The organism is Pedobacter miscanthi, assembly GCF_003315595.1.
In the GTDB taxonomy this organism is placed as follows: Bacteria; Bacteroidota; Bacteroidia; order Sphingobacteriales; family Sphingobacteriaceae; genus Pedobacter; species Pedobacter miscanthi.
The window spans coordinates 50,024-70,344 of sequence record NZ_QNQU01000023.1 but is presented as its reverse complement, the minus strand read 5'-3'; the positions used below and the strand labels follow the sequence as shown (position 1 = coordinate 70,344).

The 20,321-nt window shown below is 38.0% G+C and carries 23 protein-coding genes and 1 pseudogene; 12 read left to right on the top strand and 12 right to left on the bottom strand.

Annotated features, from left to right (window positions below; genetic code table 11):
• The first annotated feature begins 328 nt into the window (after positions 1-328).
• The 6 genes from DRW42_RS22370 (at position 329) to DRW42_RS22345 (ending at position 3,498) form a co-directional block, all read left to right on the top strand.
• Positions 329-1,054, top strand: a complete 726-nt coding sequence (locus DRW42_RS22370; protein ID WP_113951096.1) for a lysophospholipid acyltransferase family protein — start codon at positions 329-331, stop codon at positions 1,052-1,054.
• A 1-nt stretch (position 1,055) separates the two neighbouring features.
• Complete coding sequence (gatC, locus tag DRW42_RS22365) at positions 1,056-1,346, top strand: Asp-tRNA(Asn)/Glu-tRNA(Gln) amidotransferase subunit GatC (protein WP_113951095.1); 291 nt, start codon at positions 1,056-1,058, stop codon at positions 1,344-1,346.
• 117 nt (positions 1,347-1,463) lie between these two features.
• Positions 1,464-2,222 (top strand): ABC transporter ATP-binding protein, encoded by a 759-nt coding sequence (locus tag DRW42_RS22360; RefSeq protein ID WP_113951094.1) that lies wholly within the window; start codon positions 1,464-1,466, stop codon positions 2,220-2,222.
• 68 nt (positions 2,223-2,290) lie between these two features.
• Complete coding sequence (locus DRW42_RS22355; protein ID WP_113951093.1) at positions 2,291-2,839, top strand: cob(I)yrinic acid a,c-diamide adenosyltransferase; 549 nt, start codon at positions 2,291-2,293, stop codon at positions 2,837-2,839.
• Positions 2,840-2,924: 85 nt separating this feature from the next.
• Entirely contained in the window at positions 2,925-3,146 is a 222-nt protein-coding gene (locus tag DRW42_RS22350; RefSeq protein WP_010603503.1) for a DUF2795 domain-containing protein, read from the top strand.
• A 193-nt stretch (positions 3,147-3,339) separates the two neighbouring features.
• Positions 3,340-3,498: a lmo0937 family membrane protein gene (locus tag DRW42_RS22345; protein WP_113951092.1), complete on the top strand. Its 159-nt coding sequence runs from the start codon at positions 3,340-3,342 to the stop codon at positions 3,496-3,498.
• An 83-nt stretch (positions 3,499-3,581) separates the two neighbouring features.
• On the opposite strand, the gene DRW42_RS22340 is transcribed toward DRW42_RS22345, so the two are convergent.
• Positions 3,582-4,247 carry a 2-C-methyl-D-erythritol 4-phosphate cytidylyltransferase gene (locus DRW42_RS22340; RefSeq protein WP_113951091.1) on the bottom strand — a complete coding sequence of 222 codons (666 nt, stop codon included), beginning with the start codon at positions 4,245-4,247 and terminating at the stop codon, positions 3,582-3,584.
• Between the two features lie 57 nt (positions 4,248-4,304).
• Entirely contained in the window at positions 4,305-5,354 is a 1,050-nt protein-coding gene (gene queA, locus DRW42_RS22335; RefSeq protein ID WP_113951090.1) for a tRNA preQ1(34) S-adenosylmethionine ribosyltransferase-isomerase QueA, read from the bottom strand.
• Positions 5,355-5,555: 201 nt separating this feature from the next.
• Between queA and DRW42_RS22330 the strand changes: the two genes are divergently transcribed.
• Positions 5,556-6,800 carry an ABC transporter permease gene (locus DRW42_RS22330; RefSeq protein ID WP_113951089.1) on the top strand — a complete coding sequence of 415 codons (1,245 nt, stop codon included), beginning with the start codon at positions 5,556-5,558 and terminating at the stop codon, positions 6,798-6,800.
• A 359-nt stretch (positions 6,801-7,159) separates the two neighbouring features.
• Here DRW42_RS22330 and DRW42_RS22325 read toward each other — a convergent pair whose 3' ends face one another.
• Positions 7,160-8,356, bottom strand: a complete 1,197-nt coding sequence (locus DRW42_RS22325; RefSeq protein ID WP_208643613.1) for a pyridoxal phosphate-dependent aminotransferase — start codon at positions 8,354-8,356, stop codon at positions 7,160-7,162.
• 113 nt (positions 8,357-8,469) lie between these two features.
• On the opposite strand from DRW42_RS22325, the gene DRW42_RS22320 reads away from it, so the two are divergent.
• The 3 genes from DRW42_RS22320 to bioA are packed head-to-tail and all read left to right on the top strand — an operon-like array spanning position 8,470 to position 11,207.
• On the top strand, positions 8,470-9,456 hold the full coding sequence (locus DRW42_RS22320) for a cation diffusion facilitator family transporter (protein WP_113951133.1): 987 nt from the start codon (positions 8,470-8,472) through the stop codon (positions 9,454-9,456).
• Complete coding sequence (locus DRW42_RS22315) at positions 9,443-9,895, top strand: NUDIX domain-containing protein (RefSeq protein ID WP_113951088.1); 453 nt, start codon at positions 9,443-9,445, stop codon at positions 9,893-9,895. The genes DRW42_RS22320 and DRW42_RS22315 overlap by 14 nt, the downstream gene beginning before the upstream one ends.
• A 7-nt stretch (positions 9,896-9,902) precedes the next feature.
• Entirely contained in the window at positions 9,903-11,207 is a 1,305-nt protein-coding gene (bioA, locus tag DRW42_RS22310; RefSeq protein WP_113951087.1) for an adenosylmethionine--8-amino-7-oxononanoate transaminase, read from the top strand.
• A 501-nt stretch (positions 11,208-11,708) separates the two neighbouring features.
• Here bioA and DRW42_RS22305 read toward each other — a convergent pair.
• The 9 genes and pseudogenes from DRW42_RS22305 to DRW42_RS22265 form a co-directional block, all read right to left on the bottom strand.
• Positions 11,709-12,143: pseudogene (locus DRW42_RS22305) on the bottom strand (SRPBCC family protein).
• A gap of 36 nt (positions 12,144-12,179) precedes the next feature.
• Entirely contained in the window at positions 12,180-12,596 is a 417-nt protein-coding gene (locus DRW42_RS22300; protein ID WP_113951086.1) for a VOC family protein, read from the bottom strand.
• A gap of 90 nt (positions 12,597-12,686) precedes the next feature.
• Positions 12,687-13,025 carry an MmcQ/YjbR family DNA-binding protein gene (locus DRW42_RS22295; protein WP_113951085.1) on the bottom strand — a complete coding sequence of 113 codons (339 nt, stop codon included), beginning with the start codon at positions 13,023-13,025 and terminating at the stop codon, positions 12,687-12,689.
• Between the two features lie 287 nt (positions 13,026-13,312).
• Positions 13,313-14,686 (bottom strand): exonuclease domain-containing protein, encoded by a 1,374-nt coding sequence (locus tag DRW42_RS22290; protein WP_113951084.1) that lies wholly within the window; start codon positions 14,684-14,686, stop codon positions 13,313-13,315.
• A gap of 130 nt (positions 14,687-14,816) precedes the next feature.
• Positions 14,817-15,443 (bottom strand): hypothetical protein, encoded by a 627-nt coding sequence (locus tag DRW42_RS22285; RefSeq protein ID WP_113951083.1) that lies wholly within the window; start codon positions 15,441-15,443, stop codon positions 14,817-14,819.
• A gap of 12 nt (positions 15,444-15,455) precedes the next feature.
• The gene (locus DRW42_RS22280) at positions 15,456-15,818 is read right to left on the bottom strand and encodes a response regulator (protein WP_158544383.1); all 363 of its coding nucleotides are present in this window, start codon (positions 15,816-15,818) and stop codon (positions 15,456-15,458) included.
• Positions 15,819-15,946: 128 nt separating this feature from the next.
• On the bottom strand, positions 15,947-16,687 hold the full coding sequence (locus DRW42_RS22275; RefSeq protein WP_113951081.1) for a LytR/AlgR family response regulator transcription factor: 741 nt from the start codon (positions 16,685-16,687) through the stop codon (positions 15,947-15,949).
• Positions 16,688-16,845: 158 nt separating this feature from the next.
• On the bottom strand, positions 16,846-17,934 hold the full coding sequence (locus tag DRW42_RS22270) for a sensor histidine kinase (protein WP_113951080.1): 1,089 nt from the start codon (positions 17,932-17,934) through the stop codon (positions 16,846-16,848).
• A 91-nt stretch (positions 17,935-18,025) separates the two neighbouring features.
• Positions 18,026-18,766 carry a LytR/AlgR family response regulator transcription factor gene (locus DRW42_RS22265; protein WP_113951079.1) on the bottom strand — a complete coding sequence of 247 codons (741 nt, stop codon included), beginning with the start codon at positions 18,764-18,766 and terminating at the stop codon, positions 18,026-18,028.
• Positions 18,767-19,045: 279 nt separating this feature from the next.
• Here DRW42_RS22265 and DRW42_RS22260 point away from each other — a divergent pair, with 279 nt between their 5' ends.
• The gene (locus DRW42_RS22260; RefSeq protein ID WP_113951078.1) at positions 19,046-19,324 is read left to right on the top strand and encodes a hypothetical protein; all 279 of its coding nucleotides are present in this window, start codon (positions 19,046-19,048) and stop codon (positions 19,322-19,324) included.
• 70 nt (positions 19,325-19,394) lie between these two features.
• Entirely contained in the window at positions 19,395-20,270 is an 876-nt protein-coding gene (locus tag DRW42_RS22255) for an SDR family oxidoreductase (RefSeq protein WP_113951077.1), read from the top strand.
• Positions 20,271-20,321: the final 51 nt, after the last annotated feature.

Below are 20,321 nucleotides of genomic sequence, written 5' to 3'. Positions count from 1 at the left end.
TCTTTCCGTTACAAGTCCTCGCTCGTACCTCGCTGTGGGCTTTTCACTTCAATAAGGTTTATAAACAATGGTTTCTGCAGGTATTTATTAAGGAGACGTCATCTCGACCGCAGTGGAGAGATCTATTAGCAAAAAAAAACTTCCCTTCAAGAGGCTCTAGTGGTTGGTGTCGCACCAACCACAGCATAACTATCACACCAAAGCTCTACTCTAGTAGTCAGTGTCGCAACGACCACTTATTATGTATTTGTTTCTATTGTTGTCAGACCAACCACTGCGTAAAACTTTAATTTTATATTTCAAACTATTTTATATTTTTGGTATATCTATGATCAACTTTCTAAGGCAAGTACACCGGGTTTGGTTTTTATTCTGGATACTGTTTTTTTTCGCCCTCTTTTACCCGCTCTATTACATTACTTCGCGTAATGAGAAATATTATGGCATTCTTAACTTTTGCCGTAAAGCCAACAGTTTTTTGTGCAGCCTTTTTTCTGGTGTTTTTTTTAGATATCATTACGAAGAAAAATTAAATAATAAACAAACCTATATCTATTGCGCCAATCATACTTCCAACCTCGATATCATGATTTTCTGTATTATGGGGCATGGTAAATTTCATTTTATGGGCAAAGATGAATTGCTGCAAAACCCGGTTTTAGGCATTTTTTTTAAAACAATCGACATTTCAGTTAACCGCGATAGTAAAATTTCGGCATTTAAAGCATTTAAAAAAGCTGGCGAAAATTTAGAAAAGGGAATGAGCCTGGTTATTTTTCCTGAAGGGAAGATAGACGATCATTATCCGCCAAAACTGGGCGAATTTAAAAACGGACCGTTCCGTTTGGCGATTGATAAAAATATCCCTTTAGTACCCGTTAGTATTACCGATGTTTGGAAAATTAACTGGGATGATGGCGCTAAATATGGAAGTAAGCCCGGAATTTGCGATATTTACGTCCACAAACCAATTAATACCTCAAGTTTGGCCGATGTTGATTCTGATGTATTAAAAGAAAAGGTTTTTAAATTGATTGACAGTAAGTTAGTATAATATGAATTTAGACGCAAAAACCATCCATAAAATAGCCGATCTGGCCCGAATTCATATTGATGAGCAGGAAGTAGATACTTTAATCCCTGAAATGAACAAAATTTTGTCGTTTATGGAGAAATTAAATGAACTGGATACCACAAATGTTAAACCGCTGGTTTATATGAACGAATCGGTTAATGTTTGGCGCGAAGATGTGGTTAAACAGGAGATTTCTACAGCCGATGGGCTTAAAAATGCCGCAAAACATAACGAACAGTTTTTTATGGTGCCAAAAATTATTGAAAAATAGAAAGTATCGTTATGCTGATCCGATAGCTATCAGATTGAATTCAGCCTAATATGTTTCAGTAATTTTTAATCTGCTTGTAACATCTCACCCTTTGCGCTTGTCTAAAAAAGAAAAAACATGGAGAAACCACTCATTACTATAAAAGAAATTGGCCGTAAATATGTTATTGGATCTGAAGTGATTCACGCTTTAAAATCAGTTTCTTTAGATATCAATAAGGGCGAATTTGTAGCATTGATGGGTCCATCCGGCTCTGGTAAATCAACCCTGATGAATATTTTGGGCTGTTTGGATACACCATCCAGCGGAACTTATATTTTGAATGGCACAAACGTAAGCCACATGACTGATGATGCGCTGGCCGAAGTACGCAACAAGGAAATTGGTTTTGTTTTTCAGACCTTTAACCTTTTGCCACGCTCTACTTCTTTGGATAATGTAGCACTTCCACTGATTTATGCAGGCACCAGCAAAAAAGACAGAACCGCCAGGGCTTCTGAAGCGTTAAAAAACGTAGGCTTAGGTAACCGTATGGACCATAAGCCGAACGAACTTTCAGGTGGCCAGCGTCAGCGTGTGGCCGTAGCACGTGCATTGATCAATAATCCATCTATCATTTTGGCCGATGAGCCAACGGGTAACCTCGATACCAAAACATCGGTAGAAATTATGGGCCTGCTGGAAGAAATTCACAGTAAAGGAAATACCATTATTTTGGTAACTCACGAGGAGGATATTGCCCAGCATGCACACCGCATTGTGCGTATGCGCGATGGTTTGATTGAAAACGACTACTTAAATACTGATATTAAAAACGTTTCACCACGCTTACAGGCATTGAAAGATAATGGCAGCGATTGGGAGAAAATTAATTAACCCCTAAATCCCCTAAAGGGGACTTTTAGGGCTAACGATATTATTCCCCCTTAAGGGGGCTAGGGGGCATGAAAATTTATACTAAAACGGGCGACAAGGGACAAACCTCATTAATTGGTGGTACCCGCGTTCCCAAATACCATTTACGCATCGAAACTTATGGTACTGTTGATGAATTAAATTCGTACATCGGATTAATCATGTGCCAGGGTATCGAAACGCACGATCAGCAGCTTCTGAAAGAAATTCAGGATAGGTTATTTACCATCGGCGCTTCACTCGCAGCTGATCCTGAAAAATCAAAAATGAAAATTCCCGATCTGCTCGATTCAGATATTGTACTGTTGGAAAATGAGATGGACAAGATGAATGAAACCTTGCCACCTTTAAAACATTTTGTGCTGCCAGGTGGAAATACTGTAGTTTCTTACTGTCATGTTGCCAGGTGCGTTTGCCGCAGGGCAGAAAGGCTGACCGTACAACTTGCAGAAAATAGCTTTGTGGATGAGCATGTAACGATTTATCTGAACCGTTTGAGCGATTATTTGTTTGTTTTGGCACGAAAACTGACAGCTTATTTTAAAGCGGAAGAAAACGTTTGGATCCCGCGTGTTTAATAGTGGAAAAATAAGTTTGTTTTGCTCGAAAATTTTAATATAATTTGCGCAATAATAAGAATCAGAATTTAATAGAATTGAAGATATGTATTGGACATTAGAATTAGCATCGCACTTGGAAGACGCACCATGGCCTGCAACTAAAGACGAATTAATTGATTATGGTATCCGTTCTGGTGCTCCTGTAGAAGTAATCGAAAACCTGCAGGCACTTGAAGATGATGGCGAGCCTTATGAAACAATTGAGGAAATTTGGCCGGATTATCCTACTAAAGAGGATTTCTTCTTTAATGAAGACGAATATTAGTAATCTGATTAAATAGAAACGAAAAGCAATTTCCAAAAGGAAGTTGCTTTTTTGTTTTCAGAGTATAACGCCAAGTGCCATAGGCTCAATGCTACACGTGCTCTGGTAATAAAAAAACTTACATTTTTTAAACAAAAGTTAAAAGCTGTGTGTTAATAGATCAATAATATAACATTGCTAAAAAATTAACACTATGGGAAATTTATTGTATTTAGTCGCAGTAGTATTGGTAATACTTTGGGTCATCGGATTTATATTTCACGGCTTCGGCGACGTTGGTAATATAATCCACGTTTTATTGGTAATCGCAGTAATTGCAATCCTGCTTAAAGTTATTGGCAGGGCCGCATAAAATATATTTAGCGGACATTCCACCAGCATAAAAATGCTATTCAAAAAATAAGGGGCTTTAATTTAAGGCCCCTTTTTATATTCTTAATTTTTCAACAGCAATTCTGCCAGTTCCAGATCGATTGGGTAGGTGATTTTGATATTTCCCCTTTCTCCTTCAATAATATTGATGCCATAACCTATTGATTCTACCACACTGGCATCATCTGTAAAATGATCAGCGAAATCCTGTTGGTAAGCTTCTTTAAGTATGTTAAGACTAAAAGTTTGCGGTGTTTGTACCAGATAGATTTCATCGCGCTTTAAAGCTGATGTTTTATCGTCTCTTAGCATCCTTACACTGTCGCTTGATTGTACTGCTGCAATAACATTTCCCTGCGCTTCAGCAGCTTTAAAACAATTATCTATTAAAGATTTGGAAACTAAAGGCCGCACGGCATCGTGTATGGCTACAAAACTTTCGTCCTCAATTGTTGCAATTGCATTTTTAACTGAATGAAATCGTTGTTCACCACCATCAATTACCTCGTGTGGAACGTAGAAATTGAATTCATCGCATAAGCGCTTCCAGTAGCCCTGCTGATCTTTGCTTAAAACCAATAAAATTTTGGGTTGGGTATCGCTTTGTGCAAAAGCTTTAATGGTATGCATCAAAACCGGAAGGTTTTTGAGCAGTAGAAATTGTTTTGGGGTTTCCGTTTGCATCCGATTGCCAGAACCGCCTGCTACAATTATAGCGTAATACTTCATGGTTGTGCGTTTAGGGTATGGCGTTTAGCGCAAAACCGCCAAACGCCAACCGCAAACTTAGATAATTAGCATGGCATCGCCATAGCTGTAAAATTTATATTTTTCTTTTACTGCAACTTCGTAAGCATTCATTACGTTTTCGTAACCACCAAAAGCACTCACCATCATCAGTAAAGTAGATTCAGGCGTATGGAAATTGGTAATCATTGAATTTGCAATACTGAAATCGTAAGGAGGGAAGATGAACTTGCTTGTCCAGTCGTTAGCTGCTTTTAATGTTCTGTTTGCCGAAACTGCAGATTCGATTGCACGCATCGAAGTAGTACCAACCGCGCAGATTTTTCTCTTTTCTTCTATTGCTTTATTTACAATAGCCGCATCTTTTGGCTCAATGATAAATTGCTCAGAATCCATTTTGTGTTTGGTTAAATCTTCAACCTCAACCGTTCTGAAAGTACCTAAACCAACATGTAAGGTAACTTCTGCAAACTCCACACCTTTAAGTTCCAAACGTTTCATCAACTCCCTGCTAAAGTGCAAACCTGCAGTTGGAGCAGCTACAGCACCTTCGTGCTTGGCAAAAATAGTTTGATAACGTTCTTTATCTTCAGCAGTGGCTTTACGTTTAATATATTTAGGAAGTGGTGTTTCGCCTAAAATCTCAACGTTTTTTCTAAATTCTTCGTCAGTACCTTCAAAAAGGAAACGGATGGTACGGCCGCGTGATGTGGTGTTATCCACAACCTCAGCTACCAATAAATCATCGTCGCCAAAATATAATTTGTTACCAACGCGGATTTTACGTGCCGGATCAACCAGAACATCCCATAAACGTAATTCCTTGTTTAATTCACGCAATAAGAAAACTTCGATAGTAGCACCGGTTTTCTCTTTATTGCCATATAAACGGGCAGGAAAAACTTTAGTGTTATTTAATATCATAACGTCCTTGTCATCGAAATAACCTAAAACGTCTTTGAAAATTTTATGTTCAATTTTACCGCTGTCTTTATGCAATACCATTAAGCGTGCTTCATCGCGCTCTTCTGCTGGATTATTGGCTACTAATGATTCGGGTAAGTTGAATTTGAATTGTGATAATTTCATTCTTGATGAATTTTTTGAGGTGCAAAAATACGAATTTAATTTTTCTTTTCCGTATTTTATCAAACGCAATTGTAGTATATTATGTTTTACCTTATTTTATATAGAATAATACATATTTTAACGCCATTGCAGATATAAAATTTACTTAGTTTTGAAAAACAGCTGTAACCTTTTCAACGGCTTTGCATCTAAACCTTAATTATGATAATCTTTAGGCTAATAGGCGAGAGTTTCCGTTTTGCATTTGATGCGTTGCGCCAGAATAAATTACGTACCATGTTATCGCTTCTGGCCATAACCATTGGTATTTTTACCATTATTGCTGTATTTTCGGCGGTTGATACCTTTCGTGGTAAGCTGCAGTCGAGCGTGGATAAACTGGGTTCAAACACCATTTATGTGCAAAAATGGCCATGGAGTTTTGGCGATAATTACCCATGGTGGAAATACATGAACCGTCCACAGCCATCGTTACGTGATTTTAATGCTTTAAGAGAGCGGATAGAAAATGCACAGGGCGTTACTTTCGAGATCTCGACAAGTGACAGAACCATCAAATACAGAAGCAGCTCGGTTGAAGGGATTTCTGTTTGGGCGGCTTCACATGATTTTAATAAAACATGGAATTTCGAACTTCAATCCGGAAGATATTTTACTGAAAATGAAAGTAAAAACGGAACACCCGTTTGTATTTTGGGATCTGATATAGCAGCCGGACTTTTTGATGGCGATGAACCGATTGGAAAGCAGGTACAGATTTTAGGGCGGAGATTAACAGTTGTAGGTGTATTTAAAAAAGAAGGCGAAGATATGCTGGGTACCTCGCTTGATAAAAATGTAAATATCCCGATTAGCTTTGCAAAAGGGGTTTTAGATATCCAAAACGAACGTTATGGACCACAGATTACGGTACGCGGTAAAGATAATGTAAGTTTAGAAGAAGTAGAAAGTGAACTAAAAGGCTTAATGCGTTCCATTCATAGGATCAGGCCGGGGCAGGAAGAAGATTTCGCATTGAATAAAACCACCATTATTTCGAACCAGTTAGATTCGATGTTTAAAATGGTAAACATTGCGGGTTGGGTAATTGGTGGTTTTTCTATTTTGGTTGGAGGTTTTAGTATCGCCAATATCATGTTTGTTTCGGTTAAAGAGCGTACCAATATTATCGGCATTCAGAAATCGCTGGGCGCAAAGAACTACTTTATATTATTACAGTTTATATTCGAATCCATTTCGCTTTGTATTTTAGGTGGATTGCTGGGTTTATTACTCGTCTTTCTGCTCGCGCTGGTAATCGGGGCTGCAACAGATTTCCATATTATACTGGGCTTGAATAATATTGCCCTGGGTATTGGTATCTCGATTATTATCGGAACCATTTCAGGTTTCTGGCCGGCTTATTCGGCTTCGAGATTAGATCCGGTAGAGGCGATCAGAAGTTAGGTTAGTTTGCAGTTTGCAATGAGCAGTTGCCGTTGTTAATAAACCTTATTGAAGTGGAAAGCCCGCAATCCCGATTTTTCATCGGGAGAGGACTTGCAACGAAATGAAGGACTGAAATCTCCGATGAAATGCTGGCTTTCATTTTCAGATCATGAAAAATATTGTTGTTTAGTGATCAACATGAAACTAACCACTAGAAAAACTGCATAAAGACCCTGATCCCGATGTAAAATCGGGACAGGATAACGAATCTGTTATATACTCATATAATAACAAAAATCCCCCGTTAACTTTAATTAACGGAGGATTTCTTATTGATAAAGTTAACTGAAAACCGTTAACTGAAAACTGCCAACTGATTAGGCTAATTTACCCAATGCTTCTTTAATCCTTTTTAATGCTTCTACCAAACTTTCGTCTGATGCGGCATAAGATAAGCGGATGTAGTTGTTATTACCGAACGAATCGCCACCTACAGTTGCCACGTGACCAACATTCAATAAATATAAAGCCAGATCAGAAGAATCTTTGATTACATTTCCTTCAGCATCTTTTTTACCAAAGAACGAGCTGATTTCAGGGAAGAAATAGAAAGCACCATCTGGAAGGTTCGTTTTAACACCGGGAATTTCGTTTAACAAGTTGTAAACCAGTTCCCTGCGGCGTAAAAATGCTTCTTTCATTTCTAATACACTCGCCAAACCTTGCTCATAAGCTACAATACCCGCTCTTTGTGCGATAGAACATGTGCCAGAGGTAGTTTGTCCCTGCAATTTATCATTAGCAGCTGCAATTTCTTTATTTGCGGCAATGTAACCTAATCTCCAGCCCGTCATGGCGAATGCTTTAGAGAAACCATTTACAATGATTACGCGGTCTTTAATGCTATCGAACTGCGCGATTGATTCGTGCTGATCAACAAAGTTGATGTGCTCATAAATTTCGTCAGACAGGATATAAATATTCGGGTGTTTTTCAAAAACGGCAACCAATGCAGCCAACTCTTCTTTACTGTAAACTGAACCTGTTGGGTTGCATGGTGAAGAAAACATGAAAAGTTTCGATTTCGGCGTAATCGCCGCTTCTAACTGTGCAGGTGTAATTTTGAAATTGCTTTCAATGTCGGTATCGATAAAAACAGATTTTCCTTCTGCCAGGGTTACCATTTCCGAATAAGAAACCCAGTAAGGTGTAGGAATGATTACTTCATCATCCGGATCGATCAAAGTTAAAATTACGTTCGATAATGATTGTTTGGCACCTGTAGAAACAACGATTTGTGAAATATCATAATCAAGGTTGTTTTCTGTTTTTAACTTATTTACGATGGCCTGGCGCAGATCAGGATATCCTGGTACCGGCGAGTAACGGGTATAATTTTCGTCTAATGCTTTTTTAGCGGCATTTTTTACATGTTCAGGCGTATTAAAATCGGGTTCGCCAACACTTAAACTGATGATATTGATGCCTTTAGACGCTAATTCGCGGCCAAGTTTGGTCATTTTAAGGGTTGCAGATTCTGACAGACTGTTGATTCTTTTCGATAAGGTGCTCATGGTTAATTACTTTGAGCGCAAATATATAAACCAAATATTATTCTGCACTAAAAAAGACATAGTTTTTCTCATTTAATTTATTGGTTAAGCGTATTTTTGAAAAAAATATCATTGTGCAGGTCAAAAAGAAAGCAATAATAATATCCCTGGCGGTGAGTGTGCTGCTCATGCTGGCCAAGTTTGTTGCCTATTTCATTACCGGTTCTAACGCGATCCTGACAGACGCTGCAGAAAGTATTGTAAATGTAATTGCAGGCAGCTTTGCATTTTACAGCATTTATTTAAGTACGCAACCCAAAGATGAAAACCATCCGTACGGACATGGGAAAGTAGAGTTTTTTTCTGCTTTTGTAGAAGGAATATTAATCCTGATAGCCGGTGTAGCCATTATTTTTAAATCTTCATATAATCTTATTTATCCACATGCGGTAGGCGAACTGCTTGCCGGAACTTTGATTATCGGTATTACCGGATTGATTAACCTTATTGTTGGACTATACCTGATTAATGTGGGTAAAGATGTACATTCTGTTACACTGCAGGCTGATGGTAAACATTTATTAACAGATACTTATACCAGCGGAGCTATTGTAATAGGCCTGATATTAATTCAGCTGACAAATATTATTTGGTTAGACAGTTTACTCTCTGTATTAGTGGGCTTTTATATCGTTTATTCAGGTTATAAACTTACCCGGGGCTCAGTTGGCGGATTAATGGATGAAAGCGATTTTACTTTGGTTGAAGAGGTAGTAGAAGTGTTGCAGAAAAACCGGCATAACCCGTGGATTGATGTACATAACCTGCGTACCCAGCAATATGGCCCTGAATTCCATATCGATTGCCATGTAACCTTGCCTTATTATTTTGATTTGAACAAAGTACACCGCGAGATTTCGCAGATTGATGAGCTGATCAACAAAAACGGACTGCGCAAGGCCGAGCTTTTTATTCATGCAGATCCATGTTTGCCCGAATGTTGCCACTATTGCCACATGAGCGAATGTAAGGTAAGGGCAGAAGCGTTTAGGAAAGAAATCATCTGGACACCAGAAATAGTGATAAAAAACAAAAAACATTTCGAAAATGAGCTACTTTAATGTAAGGGTTTACGGTTTATTAATTAACCAGGATAATGAGGTTTTGGTAAGTGATGAAGAAGAGTATGGATTCCGTTTCAGTAAATTCCCCGGTGGTGGATTAGAACTTGGTGAAGGCCTGATTGACGGTCTGAAAAGAGAGTTTATGGAAGAATGTGAGGCAGATGTTGAGGTGTTGTCCCATTTTTATACCACTGATTTTTATGAGAAATCAGCATTTAACGATAGCCAGGTAATCAGTGTTTATTATGTTGTTAAGGAGAAAGCACCTTTGCAACTTGCATTTAAAGATACCATTTACGATTTTGATGGTAAAGGAGAAATTCTTCAGGCTTTCAGATGGGTAAAAATAGGTGATTTGGATATCGAATCGATCACCTTTAAAACCGATAAAACCGTTGCGCGGCTTTTAAAAGAAAAATATTCAGTTAAATTATAATTATTTTATGTCAGATACTTCCGAACTACAAACGCTCAACACTAAACTCAATCTAACTGAACGCGATCAAAAGGTGATTTGGCACCCTTATACCCAAATGAAAAATGCCCTTCCGCATATTCCGATTGTAAAAGCAGAAGGTGTATATGTTTTTGATGAGGATGGTAAAAAATATATTGATGCTGTTTCATCATGGTGGGTAAATATTCACGGCCATTCGCATCCTTACATTGCCGAAAAAGTGGCCGAACAGCTTAAAGTACTCGAGCACGTCATTTTCGCCGGTTTTACCCACGAGCCAGCCGTATTACTTGCTGAAAGGCTGCTGCCGATACTTCCCGGCAAGCAGGAAAAGGTTTTTTATACTGATAATGGCTCTACTGCAGTAGAGGTGGCCTTAAAAATGTGCCTGCAATATTGGGATAATAAAGAAAAACCTAAAACGAAGATTTTAGCCTTTAAAAATGCTTATCATGGCGATACTTTTGGTGCCATGTCGGTTAGCGGGCGGAGTATTTTTACCGATGCTTTTAACAGTTTGTTGTTCGATGTCGAATTTATCGATCTTCCGAACGAAGAAAATATCTCACAACTCCAAACCCGAATTTCCGAACTCCGAACTGAAGTAGCTTGTTTTATTTTCGAACCACTTATTTTGGGTTCGGGCGGCATGTTGATGTACGAAGCAGAATATCTTGATCAGCTTTTATCTGCCTGTAAAGAAGCGCAGATATTAACCATCGCTGATGAAGTAATGACTGGTTTTGGCAGGACAGGAACCTATTTCGCCTGCGAAAAACTAAACAATAAACCAGATATTATTTGTTTGAGTAAAGGTTTAACCGGTGGCACAATGCCTTTGGGTGTAACCACCTGTACCAATGAGATTTTTGAAGCTTTTTTGAGTGATGATAAACTGAAAACACTTTATCACGGACATTCATTTACAGCCAACCCCATTGCCTGTGTAGCCTCATTGGCCAGTTTAGATATTTTGTTAAAGAGCGAAACGCTGCAGAACATCAAAAGGGTAGAAGCCAGGCATGCGTTGTTTATGGAGGAAATTAAAACGCATCCAAAAGTTAAGGCCATCAGGCAAACCGGAACCATTATTGCCATCGAATGGGAAACAGGTAATGAAACGTCTTATTTAAGTAACCTGCGTAACCTATTGTATGCTTACTTTTTAGATAAGGGAATTATATTAAGACCGCTTGGCAATATTATATATATTTTGCCTCCTTATGTCATCAGCAATGAGGATCTGGATTATATTTATGCAACCATTAAGACGGCACTGGAAGAAATTTAAATATTGCTTTGACGTCATTTCGAAAAACGATCATGACTGTTGCCTGAAAAAAATCGAATGGCGTTCGTTTGATTAAATTTAATATTTAGCACCTGGCAAAACTGTGGTGAACTAAGATGTCTAGGTTAGTTATTTTTCAATTTGACCATATAAGTAATATAAGAACTATATCAACTTATATGTCCTTAAATGTCTTATATGGTCAAAAAATATGATGATCAGTGGTTTAGTTGATCCATGCTTGCGCTCGTTTCGAAACGAGTGCATAAATAGTCACACGATTTTATCGTTGTAAACGATATACTATTTAACGCTCGTTAGAAACGAGCGTTAGCGAATCATATAAGCTTAATGCCCTTAAATGTCTTGTATGTTTAAAATCATGATTATCAGTGGTTTAGTTGGTCTTCATTGCTGAACAGATAGCTATAGGGTGCAACGCAGCCGGGAATCTGTGGTCGTGGTTCGTATCTCCACGAACCACAGATTTATTCATGCAGATTACTCCTCTGGTTCCAAATACTTCTTTAGCGCATCGTTAACAAAGTAATTCCAGCCACCATTAAAGCTTGTTTTGGCAAAATCTGGCCCGTTAGAGGCAAAACTTTCTAAACCTGTATGCGTCAATTTTAATAGGGTTTTATTGTCTTGTTCAAATAATTCCCAGTTTACTTCAGAATTACCGGGTAAACCATCATATCTCTAGGTATAGGCTATCTTTTTGCCTTCCACCAGTTGGGTAATTTCGCAAAGGTGCAGGTACTGCGGTCCATCGTCTGCTCCGCCGGAAAATTCGAATTTAAAACCTATTTCAGGTTTAAATTCTTTCAACTGAAAATACCACTGCTTAATTTCATTGTTATCGGTTAAAGCTTTCCATACTTTATCCACAGGTACGTTGTAAACACCTTCTACAATAACAGGATCGTTTTCCATCTTTATCAATTAGTTTTCTGCTAGCATATTTAAATATTAGCCTAAAGGCATTTTGCTCATATCCATATATAGTACGCTCCATCTCTGGCCATCCAGATCGATAAAACCACAGCCGTACATCCATCCATCTTTGTAACCCGGTTCGCCATAAAGTGTACCACCTGCATCGATCACTTTTTGCGCCAGTTCATCTACTTCTTCCGGACTTTCGGCATCGATAGAAAACAATACTTCACCACCATTACGTCTGTCTGCAATATTAGTACCTGCAAAACTTTCATACAATGCCTCTTCAAAAAGCATGATGGCCAGGTTACTTTCGCCCACTAAAAAACAGGCCGAATCTTCGCGGGCACCATACTGCAGATTAAGGCTGAAGCCCAGGGCAGTAAAAAATGCCTTCGATTTATTAATATCTTTTACGGGGAGATTTATCCAAAGGGATTTTGTCATAACATTTTATATTTGTTGTAGTAAAGATAGGGAAGAAGCTTCGCAATTGTCCTTGCCAAAGACGAATAATTAGAGGGCCATTCAGGACAATTAATCTTTGCTGTATTTTTCGGAAAGTTTTTGTGGGGCCACACTGCAGTATGAAAGGCTAAGTGCATCGATGATCATCTCATCTTTTAGTTCGCTTATCTCAAAAAGTGTCCAGCCTTGTTTGCCCCAGGCCCCGGTTGCGGGTTTTATTTTGCCAGGATCAAAAGCGCAAAAAACTGATTGATTAATTGCTGATAATTTTAGCGTAGCACTGTTTTTTTTGATATTCAGCGTTGCAAAAATCTTTTTATTTACTCTAAAAGAAGTTTTTTCGAAATGAGGTTGTTCTGTTGCCTCTTCAAAAGACAAACAAAGGACCTTAAAAGCTAAATTATCCATTTATCTGCTGGTGTTTGAGGGGAAAATATTTTGAAGTTAAATATATTACTTTACATTTCGTCATTTCGAGCGGAGTATATCGAAGCCGAGAACAACGAAGTGCTCAGCGAAGCTAAATCTATCTCTAGAAATAGACCTCTCCACTCCACTGCATTCCGGTCGAGATGACGACAATTTTTATATTAATCTGCCAATGGTAGCGGAGTGCAGCGATGCCAAAAACTCTATCGAGGTCGATCTCTCCATTTCACTGCGTTTCAGTCGAGATGACGATCTGCAATAACTTTTTACAATTTATATAATTTCTGCGGATGTTGTTCTGCGTGGCTTAAAATTAAATTAAGGATATAACTATTGGATTGATAAATGGATAAGTCGCTTTTAACCGGTGCCAAACCATCAGAGAGATAATTTTTATCGGTAAAATAACCCATTCCGTAAAATTTTCCATTTTCTACCACTAAACAACTAAATTCTTCCTCTTTTCGACCTTCATCAACCAGTGCAAAGCTTGGTTGTTGTTGCTGGATGTCGTTTAATGCTGTTTTTAACTTTTTATTGTAAACCGACACGGTTTCTATGCCGCTACAGGCACCAAAACATTGTCCGTTTTCGTGGGCGTAACATTTTGTAGCCGTTTTTTGCAGGTAACAGAGTTTGGCGCAAAGCTGATATTTATCAATCAGCTGGGTTAAAAAGTTGTAACCTTCTAATAAGCTGTTAAAACTTTGTATGGCATTGTTGTTCTTTTTGTGTTTATCAACAGCTAAACGCAGGTAGCCGTTCTGATCTTCGAAAACGTATAAATCGTATTTATGTTCGTAACGTTTCATGGCCCGGTTGTTTTCCGGCCATAAACGTTTAATTTCATTCGCTTCTAAAATTAAAGCCATCAGTTCGGTACCACAGATTACAAAATCTACATGGTGTATGGTCCGCAAAAAATCCTGCCGCTGTCGGTTGGGTGTATTGCCCGTAAAATGGCTGGTTACCCGTTTTTTAAGGTTTTTCGCTTTGCCTACGTAAACAATCTTACCTTTACTATCCTTAAAATAATAAACACCGGGTTGGTTGGGTAACCTTAAAATAGAACTCTTATCTAAATTTGGTGGTAAAACCTGTTCTTTTGAGGTTTTCTTCAGCATTTCTGCAATTACACCTTCCTGATCATGATCCAGCAACATATTAAAAAGTATACTGGTTGCATCGGCGTCACCAGCCGCCCTATGCCGGTTTTGTATGGGAATCTGCAAAGCTGTACATAATTTACCGAGGCTGTATGATGATTTTCCGGGGATCAGTTTCCTGCTCAACCTAACGGTACAGAGCTTTCGGCATTGCAAATCGTAACCTGAGGCAGCCAAATGGTGTTTCAGGAATGAATAATCGAAATTTACATTGTGCGCCACAAAAACCTTATCGTTAAGTAACTGAAATATCTGTAGCGCAACATCATCAAAAGTTGGGGCATCTTTCAGCATGGCATCATCAATACCTGTTAAGGCTGTAATGTATACCGGGATGGACTGCCTGGGGTTGATCAATGTTGTATAAGATTCAACAATCTGATTGCCATCATGTATGTTAATGGCAACTTCGGTAATGCCATTTGCTGAGGCATGACCGCCAGTGGTTTCGATATCTACAACGGCGTATAACATTAAATTGATTTGAAATACAAATTTATGCTAAAATAGTTAGTATGAAAATAATTTTGATGATTTCTTTAGCATAAAAAAAGCGGTTACATTATTTAAACGTAACCGCTCCGGTATTTTGTATGTGGATATGTTAAAGCTTACTTAATAGTTTACTTAAATTGGGCTTAATACCAATATTAATGGGTACGGTATTGAATGCCCTGTTCTGGATTTTGCTAAAGCCATACATATAACTGGCCTCTACAAATAAATTTGCGCCTCCAATATTGTATTCAATACCTGCACCACCTTCTGCAATGCCCAAACCATTCGATTTATTATCCTGCGTAACCTGTAAATTGGTGCTATTTACACCAACTTGTGGGGTAAGGATAAAACCACCACCAGCGCCAGCAAAACCATAAAAGGCCCATTTATTTACAATTTTACGGTAGCCTAATGCTACATTAAGCAGGTAAGTTGTGGCCCTTCCTTTTTGTATGGTATAGGTATAACCTTCATCCGGTGTAATCTGATTAAAAGTAAAAGCATGTAAGCTTACTTTTGGATAAAGGAACAATCCGCCATCGCCCAGGCCTAAATTTAAACCCAGTGAAGTAGAAAATTTCGGCTTAAAATAATCCGATGTTTCGCCCATGGGAAAGGCAAAGCCAATGCCACTCATTGAATAAAGTTTATCAGGCCTGCTTTGTGCCTTCGTTTTAACTGATACTATTGCACACAGCAACATCACCGGCATAATCAATCTTAATTTCATATCTGATTTTTTTTAATTTTCGGTTAAGGCATTTACTTTCTGTAGTAAATCGCCCATATTAAATGGTTTTTCTAAATAATCGTCGGGATGATATTTTTGGGATGCAATATAGGTTTCGTCGTATCTGGCCGAGGCTAAAATAACCGGTATATTTTCGGTTTCCGGATTTAGCCTTAACTCTTTAAACACGGCACGTCCATCCATTCCATTTAACATAATGTCGAGAATAATCAGGTCAGGATCAAAATCCCTGATGGTTTTAAAAATATACCTTGGTGATAATAAAGGGTAAACTTTATAGTGCTCAGTTTCCAAAACCTCCTGAAAAACTTCCAATACATCAGGATCATCATCCACAACCAATACTCTTTTCAAAACAGATAAATCAATTAATAACTAAATAGACTATCCTAATACAAAGTTTAAGCGGGAATGTTTTAACCAGAGGTTAAAAAATGGTTAAGCTGAAAAGCTGCGCTAAAATTTTATTCAATTGAAGCGTATTATGGTTTTCTATGGGGGAAATTATTTCGCACAAAATCGGCAAAAAGGGGCATATACATTTTGGAAATGGTAAATGCAGTTTCTCCGGATAACAGTACGGTATCGCCCAATACACTTTTTATATGTTGCTTGGCAATAATTACCATCGCACTGATTTGTATAAATGCAGAATGTTGCTTCAACATTTTTAAGGTTTTGATAAAATCCGACTTCGAACTCAAAAAAGTATCATTGATGATTGTAAACCGTATATCATCATTAATTTCTTCAATGGCAATAAGTTCATTCAAATCTACACGTACCAGGTTACCTTTTTCACCTTGGATGGGAATATAAAAGAAATGACCATCTTCAGGTGCAAACATGTTCAGTGTTTCTTTACCGGTGGGATAAAGATTATTTATTGTTTTGGCAAAATGTAATATAGAATAGGGTTTAAGGAGGTAGGCATCTGCTTCAACTTTAAAGGCATCGATGGCGTAACGTGCATGCGCAGTGGTAAAAACGAGGTGTTTGGTTTTCTGTCTTAATAAACCGGCCAGTTCTATTCCGGATAATGCAGGCATTTCTACATCCAGAAAAATAATGTCAACGGGATTCAGGACTGAAATTTCTGCCAATGCCTTTAGCGGTTCGGTAAAAGTTTGCACAAGTTTCAAATCTGGCAGTTTATCCACATACTCCGTTAAGCTTTCGAGCGCACTGGGGTCGTCATCTATTGCGATGCAACTTATAGACATTTTGATAGGTTTAGGTACTGCAAATTACAACTTCAGTGAATAAAAAGAAAAAAAAACCTGCCCGTAACGGATTTTTATCTATTCGGCAAGGAAAAATGGTTTTTTATTTGAGATTGTCGCAGAAATTTAAGCTTTTGGATAAAAATGCTAAAAGTCAGTTAATCTAACCTGATTGTTAATCTTACCTTAAAATAATTGTTTTCGTCGGTTATATAACTAAAGGCTGCATTTTTGCCATAAGTATAATTTAAACGTTTTTTGATGTTTTCAATACCCGAACTTAGCCCCGAATGATCTTTAACTTTATTAACCAGGTTGGATGTTTCGATAATAAGGTGATTATCTTCAATCCTGATATTTACTTCTGCCGGATCGGAAGCTTTAAATAACTCCCCGTGTTTAAAAATATTCTCTACCAGGGTGATCAGCACCATCGGAATGATTTTAATGTTTCTGATTTCGTCGTCATAGCCAAAACGCAACTGAATGCTATGGTCTTTGCGGAGCTGATGTAAATTGATCAGGTTTTCTACCTGATTAATTTCTTCATCAAGCAGAATAAATTCGCGGTCTTTGTTACTGTCTACCGAGTAGCGCATCATCTCTGATAACGAATGGATGGCTTCTGCTGCAACAGGCGACGACTCGCGTGCGTTCTGATAGATAAAATCCAGGGTATTAAATAATAAATGGGGTTGTATCTGTGCCTTTAAGAAAGCATTTTCCGACCTGGCTATCTGGATCAGGTTGTTTAAGCGCTGTTTTTCAAGTTCCTCTGTCTTTTTTCTTTCTTTAATGTAATTCAGCAAAAAATAATAGCCTGTAGAAAAACACATAAAATACACGCAACGGTATAAGGGAGACGAAAAATACTGCAGATCGAGCGTGATTTTTCGCGATCCGGTGTAGTGGGTATGATAAATAATGATATAATCCAACAGTACCGCCATAACAAGGTAACATGCAATTTCGAGTATTAAAGCTATGGGCAACTTCCAGAAGCTTTGCTTGGGGTTTTCAAAACCAAAGGCCAGTACAACATGGGCATGTACATAAAAGGTGATGATATTAAGCGTATAGTATAAAATATATGGAGGCAGGTTGCCAAATTTTCCGTTAATTAAGCCTACAATGATCGATTCGTAAAAAATAAAAATGATCCAGACAATGATATGGAGCTTTTTATCGGTAAGCCACTGTATTACCGGGCTTTTTTTTCTTGTTTCGCTTTCGTTCGATGCGTTCATCTGGCTAGTTAACTGGGGGGACGGCTATGTATAATTAACAAAAAAACTATTGTTTAATTGTTTTAATAACGAAAATACTAAAAAATTAGTTTTAAGAACGATTCGTTTTTATTGTTTTTTCTTTAATGTACTCCTGGATGCTTTCGCGGTAACTGTTTCCAATGTTAATAGTAAGGTCGTTGATCATTTTTAGTGTATTGCCTTCTATTTTTTCAATATAGTTTTTAGCAATAATAAAAGAGCGGTGAGCCTGTAAAAAATTCTGGAAATCTTTTAAAATGATCTTTACTTCTGATAAGGCGATATACGATACAATGGTTTCGTTCAGGGTAAAAATACGCACATAATTCTGCAGACTTTCTACTGCAACAATATCGGCATACCTTACTTTAATCAGGTTATTTTTCTCACTCTTATTTCTTACAAAAAAATAATCGTCTTTCTGCTTTACCTGAACATTGGGTACACTGGGTGCGTGGGGAAAAAGGTGGTTAATGGTTTCTGCAAAGCGCGCAAATGTATAAGGTTTTAATAAATAGGCGCTTGCATATAATTCAAAAGCATCATAAGCATATTTGGAATGGGAGGTGGTAAAGATCAATTTATCGGTTTTGTGCCTGATGCTTTTTGATAGTTCAAGGCCCGAAATCATGGGCATATCCACATCGATAAAAATGATATCGACATTTTGCCCTGCCGTGATTTCATTTAAAGCCTGAACCGGATCGGTATACGATTTCACCAATTCAACATTCGTTAGATTATTGATATACGCAGTTATCCCGTTGACGGCAAGGATGTCGTCATCGATTACGATGCATTTCAGTTTCATTGTGTGTGTGTTAAGGTATACTAATTTATGGCATGCATTTTTAAATAAAGAAATTATTTTTATTTTGTGTGTTTACTTAGTATAGTATGTAATAAAGAAGATACATTATCCTATCTGGCGTTAAATTGCTATCCCTGTAGCACAGACGTTGATAACCGGCAAGATGATAATCAAAACAAAATGTTTTAATTACTTGTATAACAATATATTGTATTTTGAAACGTGGTTATTAATAGATATATTTAATAACCTAATAATCATCCCTAAAACCAATGTCCCATGAAACGTAAAATCCGCACCACCAATAGATTAAACGTATCTATCACCAAAAAAGTTATCGAACTACAGGAAAAAGGTTACGATTGCGATTTTCTTCTACTGGCTAATGGCAGTTTGTTGTGTATGCAAACCAACCTGAAATATCCGGTAAATACAGTTGCCATTAAACAAATGGAACATGGTTACGATTTTTTTAGCCATTCTTACAAACATGTACATACCATCGAAACGGGTAATGGCGAAAGGGGCGTACTCTTAACCGAAAAACGTTTTAACTAGGTCTTCGTTTTCTTACAATTTTATTCCTGTCTGAAGGTTGAAATTTGTGATGTAATTAAATCTTAAAAACATGACACATTCACAACCAACCATACTGGTTATCGGTGCCACTGGTAGCGTAGGGTCTGCATTGGCTAAACAACTAGGCGATCACAACATCCCTTTTAGGGCAATGGTAAGAAATTTAGATCTGGCTAAAACTTTAAAACAGCTAAATGGTGCCGAACTGGTAGTTGGCGATTTTAAAGACAAACAAAGCATTGTAAGTGCCTTAAAAGGTATAGAAAAAGTTTTTCTGGTAACTAATTCATCAGAAGAAGCCGAAGATCTCCAGTGTAATTTTGTATATTCTGCCCGAAAAAACGGCGTAAAACACCTGGTGAAATTATCACAGTTTGCTGCCGATGTAAATTCGCCGGTACGTTTTTTGCGTTACCACGCAGTTGTAGAACAGAAAATCAGGGAATCGGGTTTGCAGTATACTTTTTTGAGGCCAAACCTTTTTATGCAGGGATTATTGGGCTTTGCCGAGCCGATTAAATACCAGCAGCAGTTTTTTGCTACCGCTGGCAATGCCAAAATCAGCCTGGTTGATATCCGCGATATTGCAGCCGTTGCGCTGAAAGTGCTAACCACAGCCGGACATGAGAACCATATTTACAACATTACCGGACCGGAAGCTATTACTCATCAGGAAATAGCTAAAATTCTTTCGCAGGTAATGGGAAGGGAGATAAGGTATATTAATGTTTCCGATGAAGAAATGCAAAGTGCTTTATTAAAAGTTGGTTTCCCAGCATGGCAGGCAGCCGGTTTAATAGAAGATTATGCGCATTATGCCCGTGGCGAAGCCGCGGTCATCAGCAATGCGGTGGAAGAGGTTACCGGTAAAGCTCCAAGAAAATTTATTGATTTCGTTCAGGAATATAAATCTGCCTTTGAGTAACGGTTTTCCGAGGTGGTGTCAGATGTTACGATCCGGCACTTAGTTTCATGT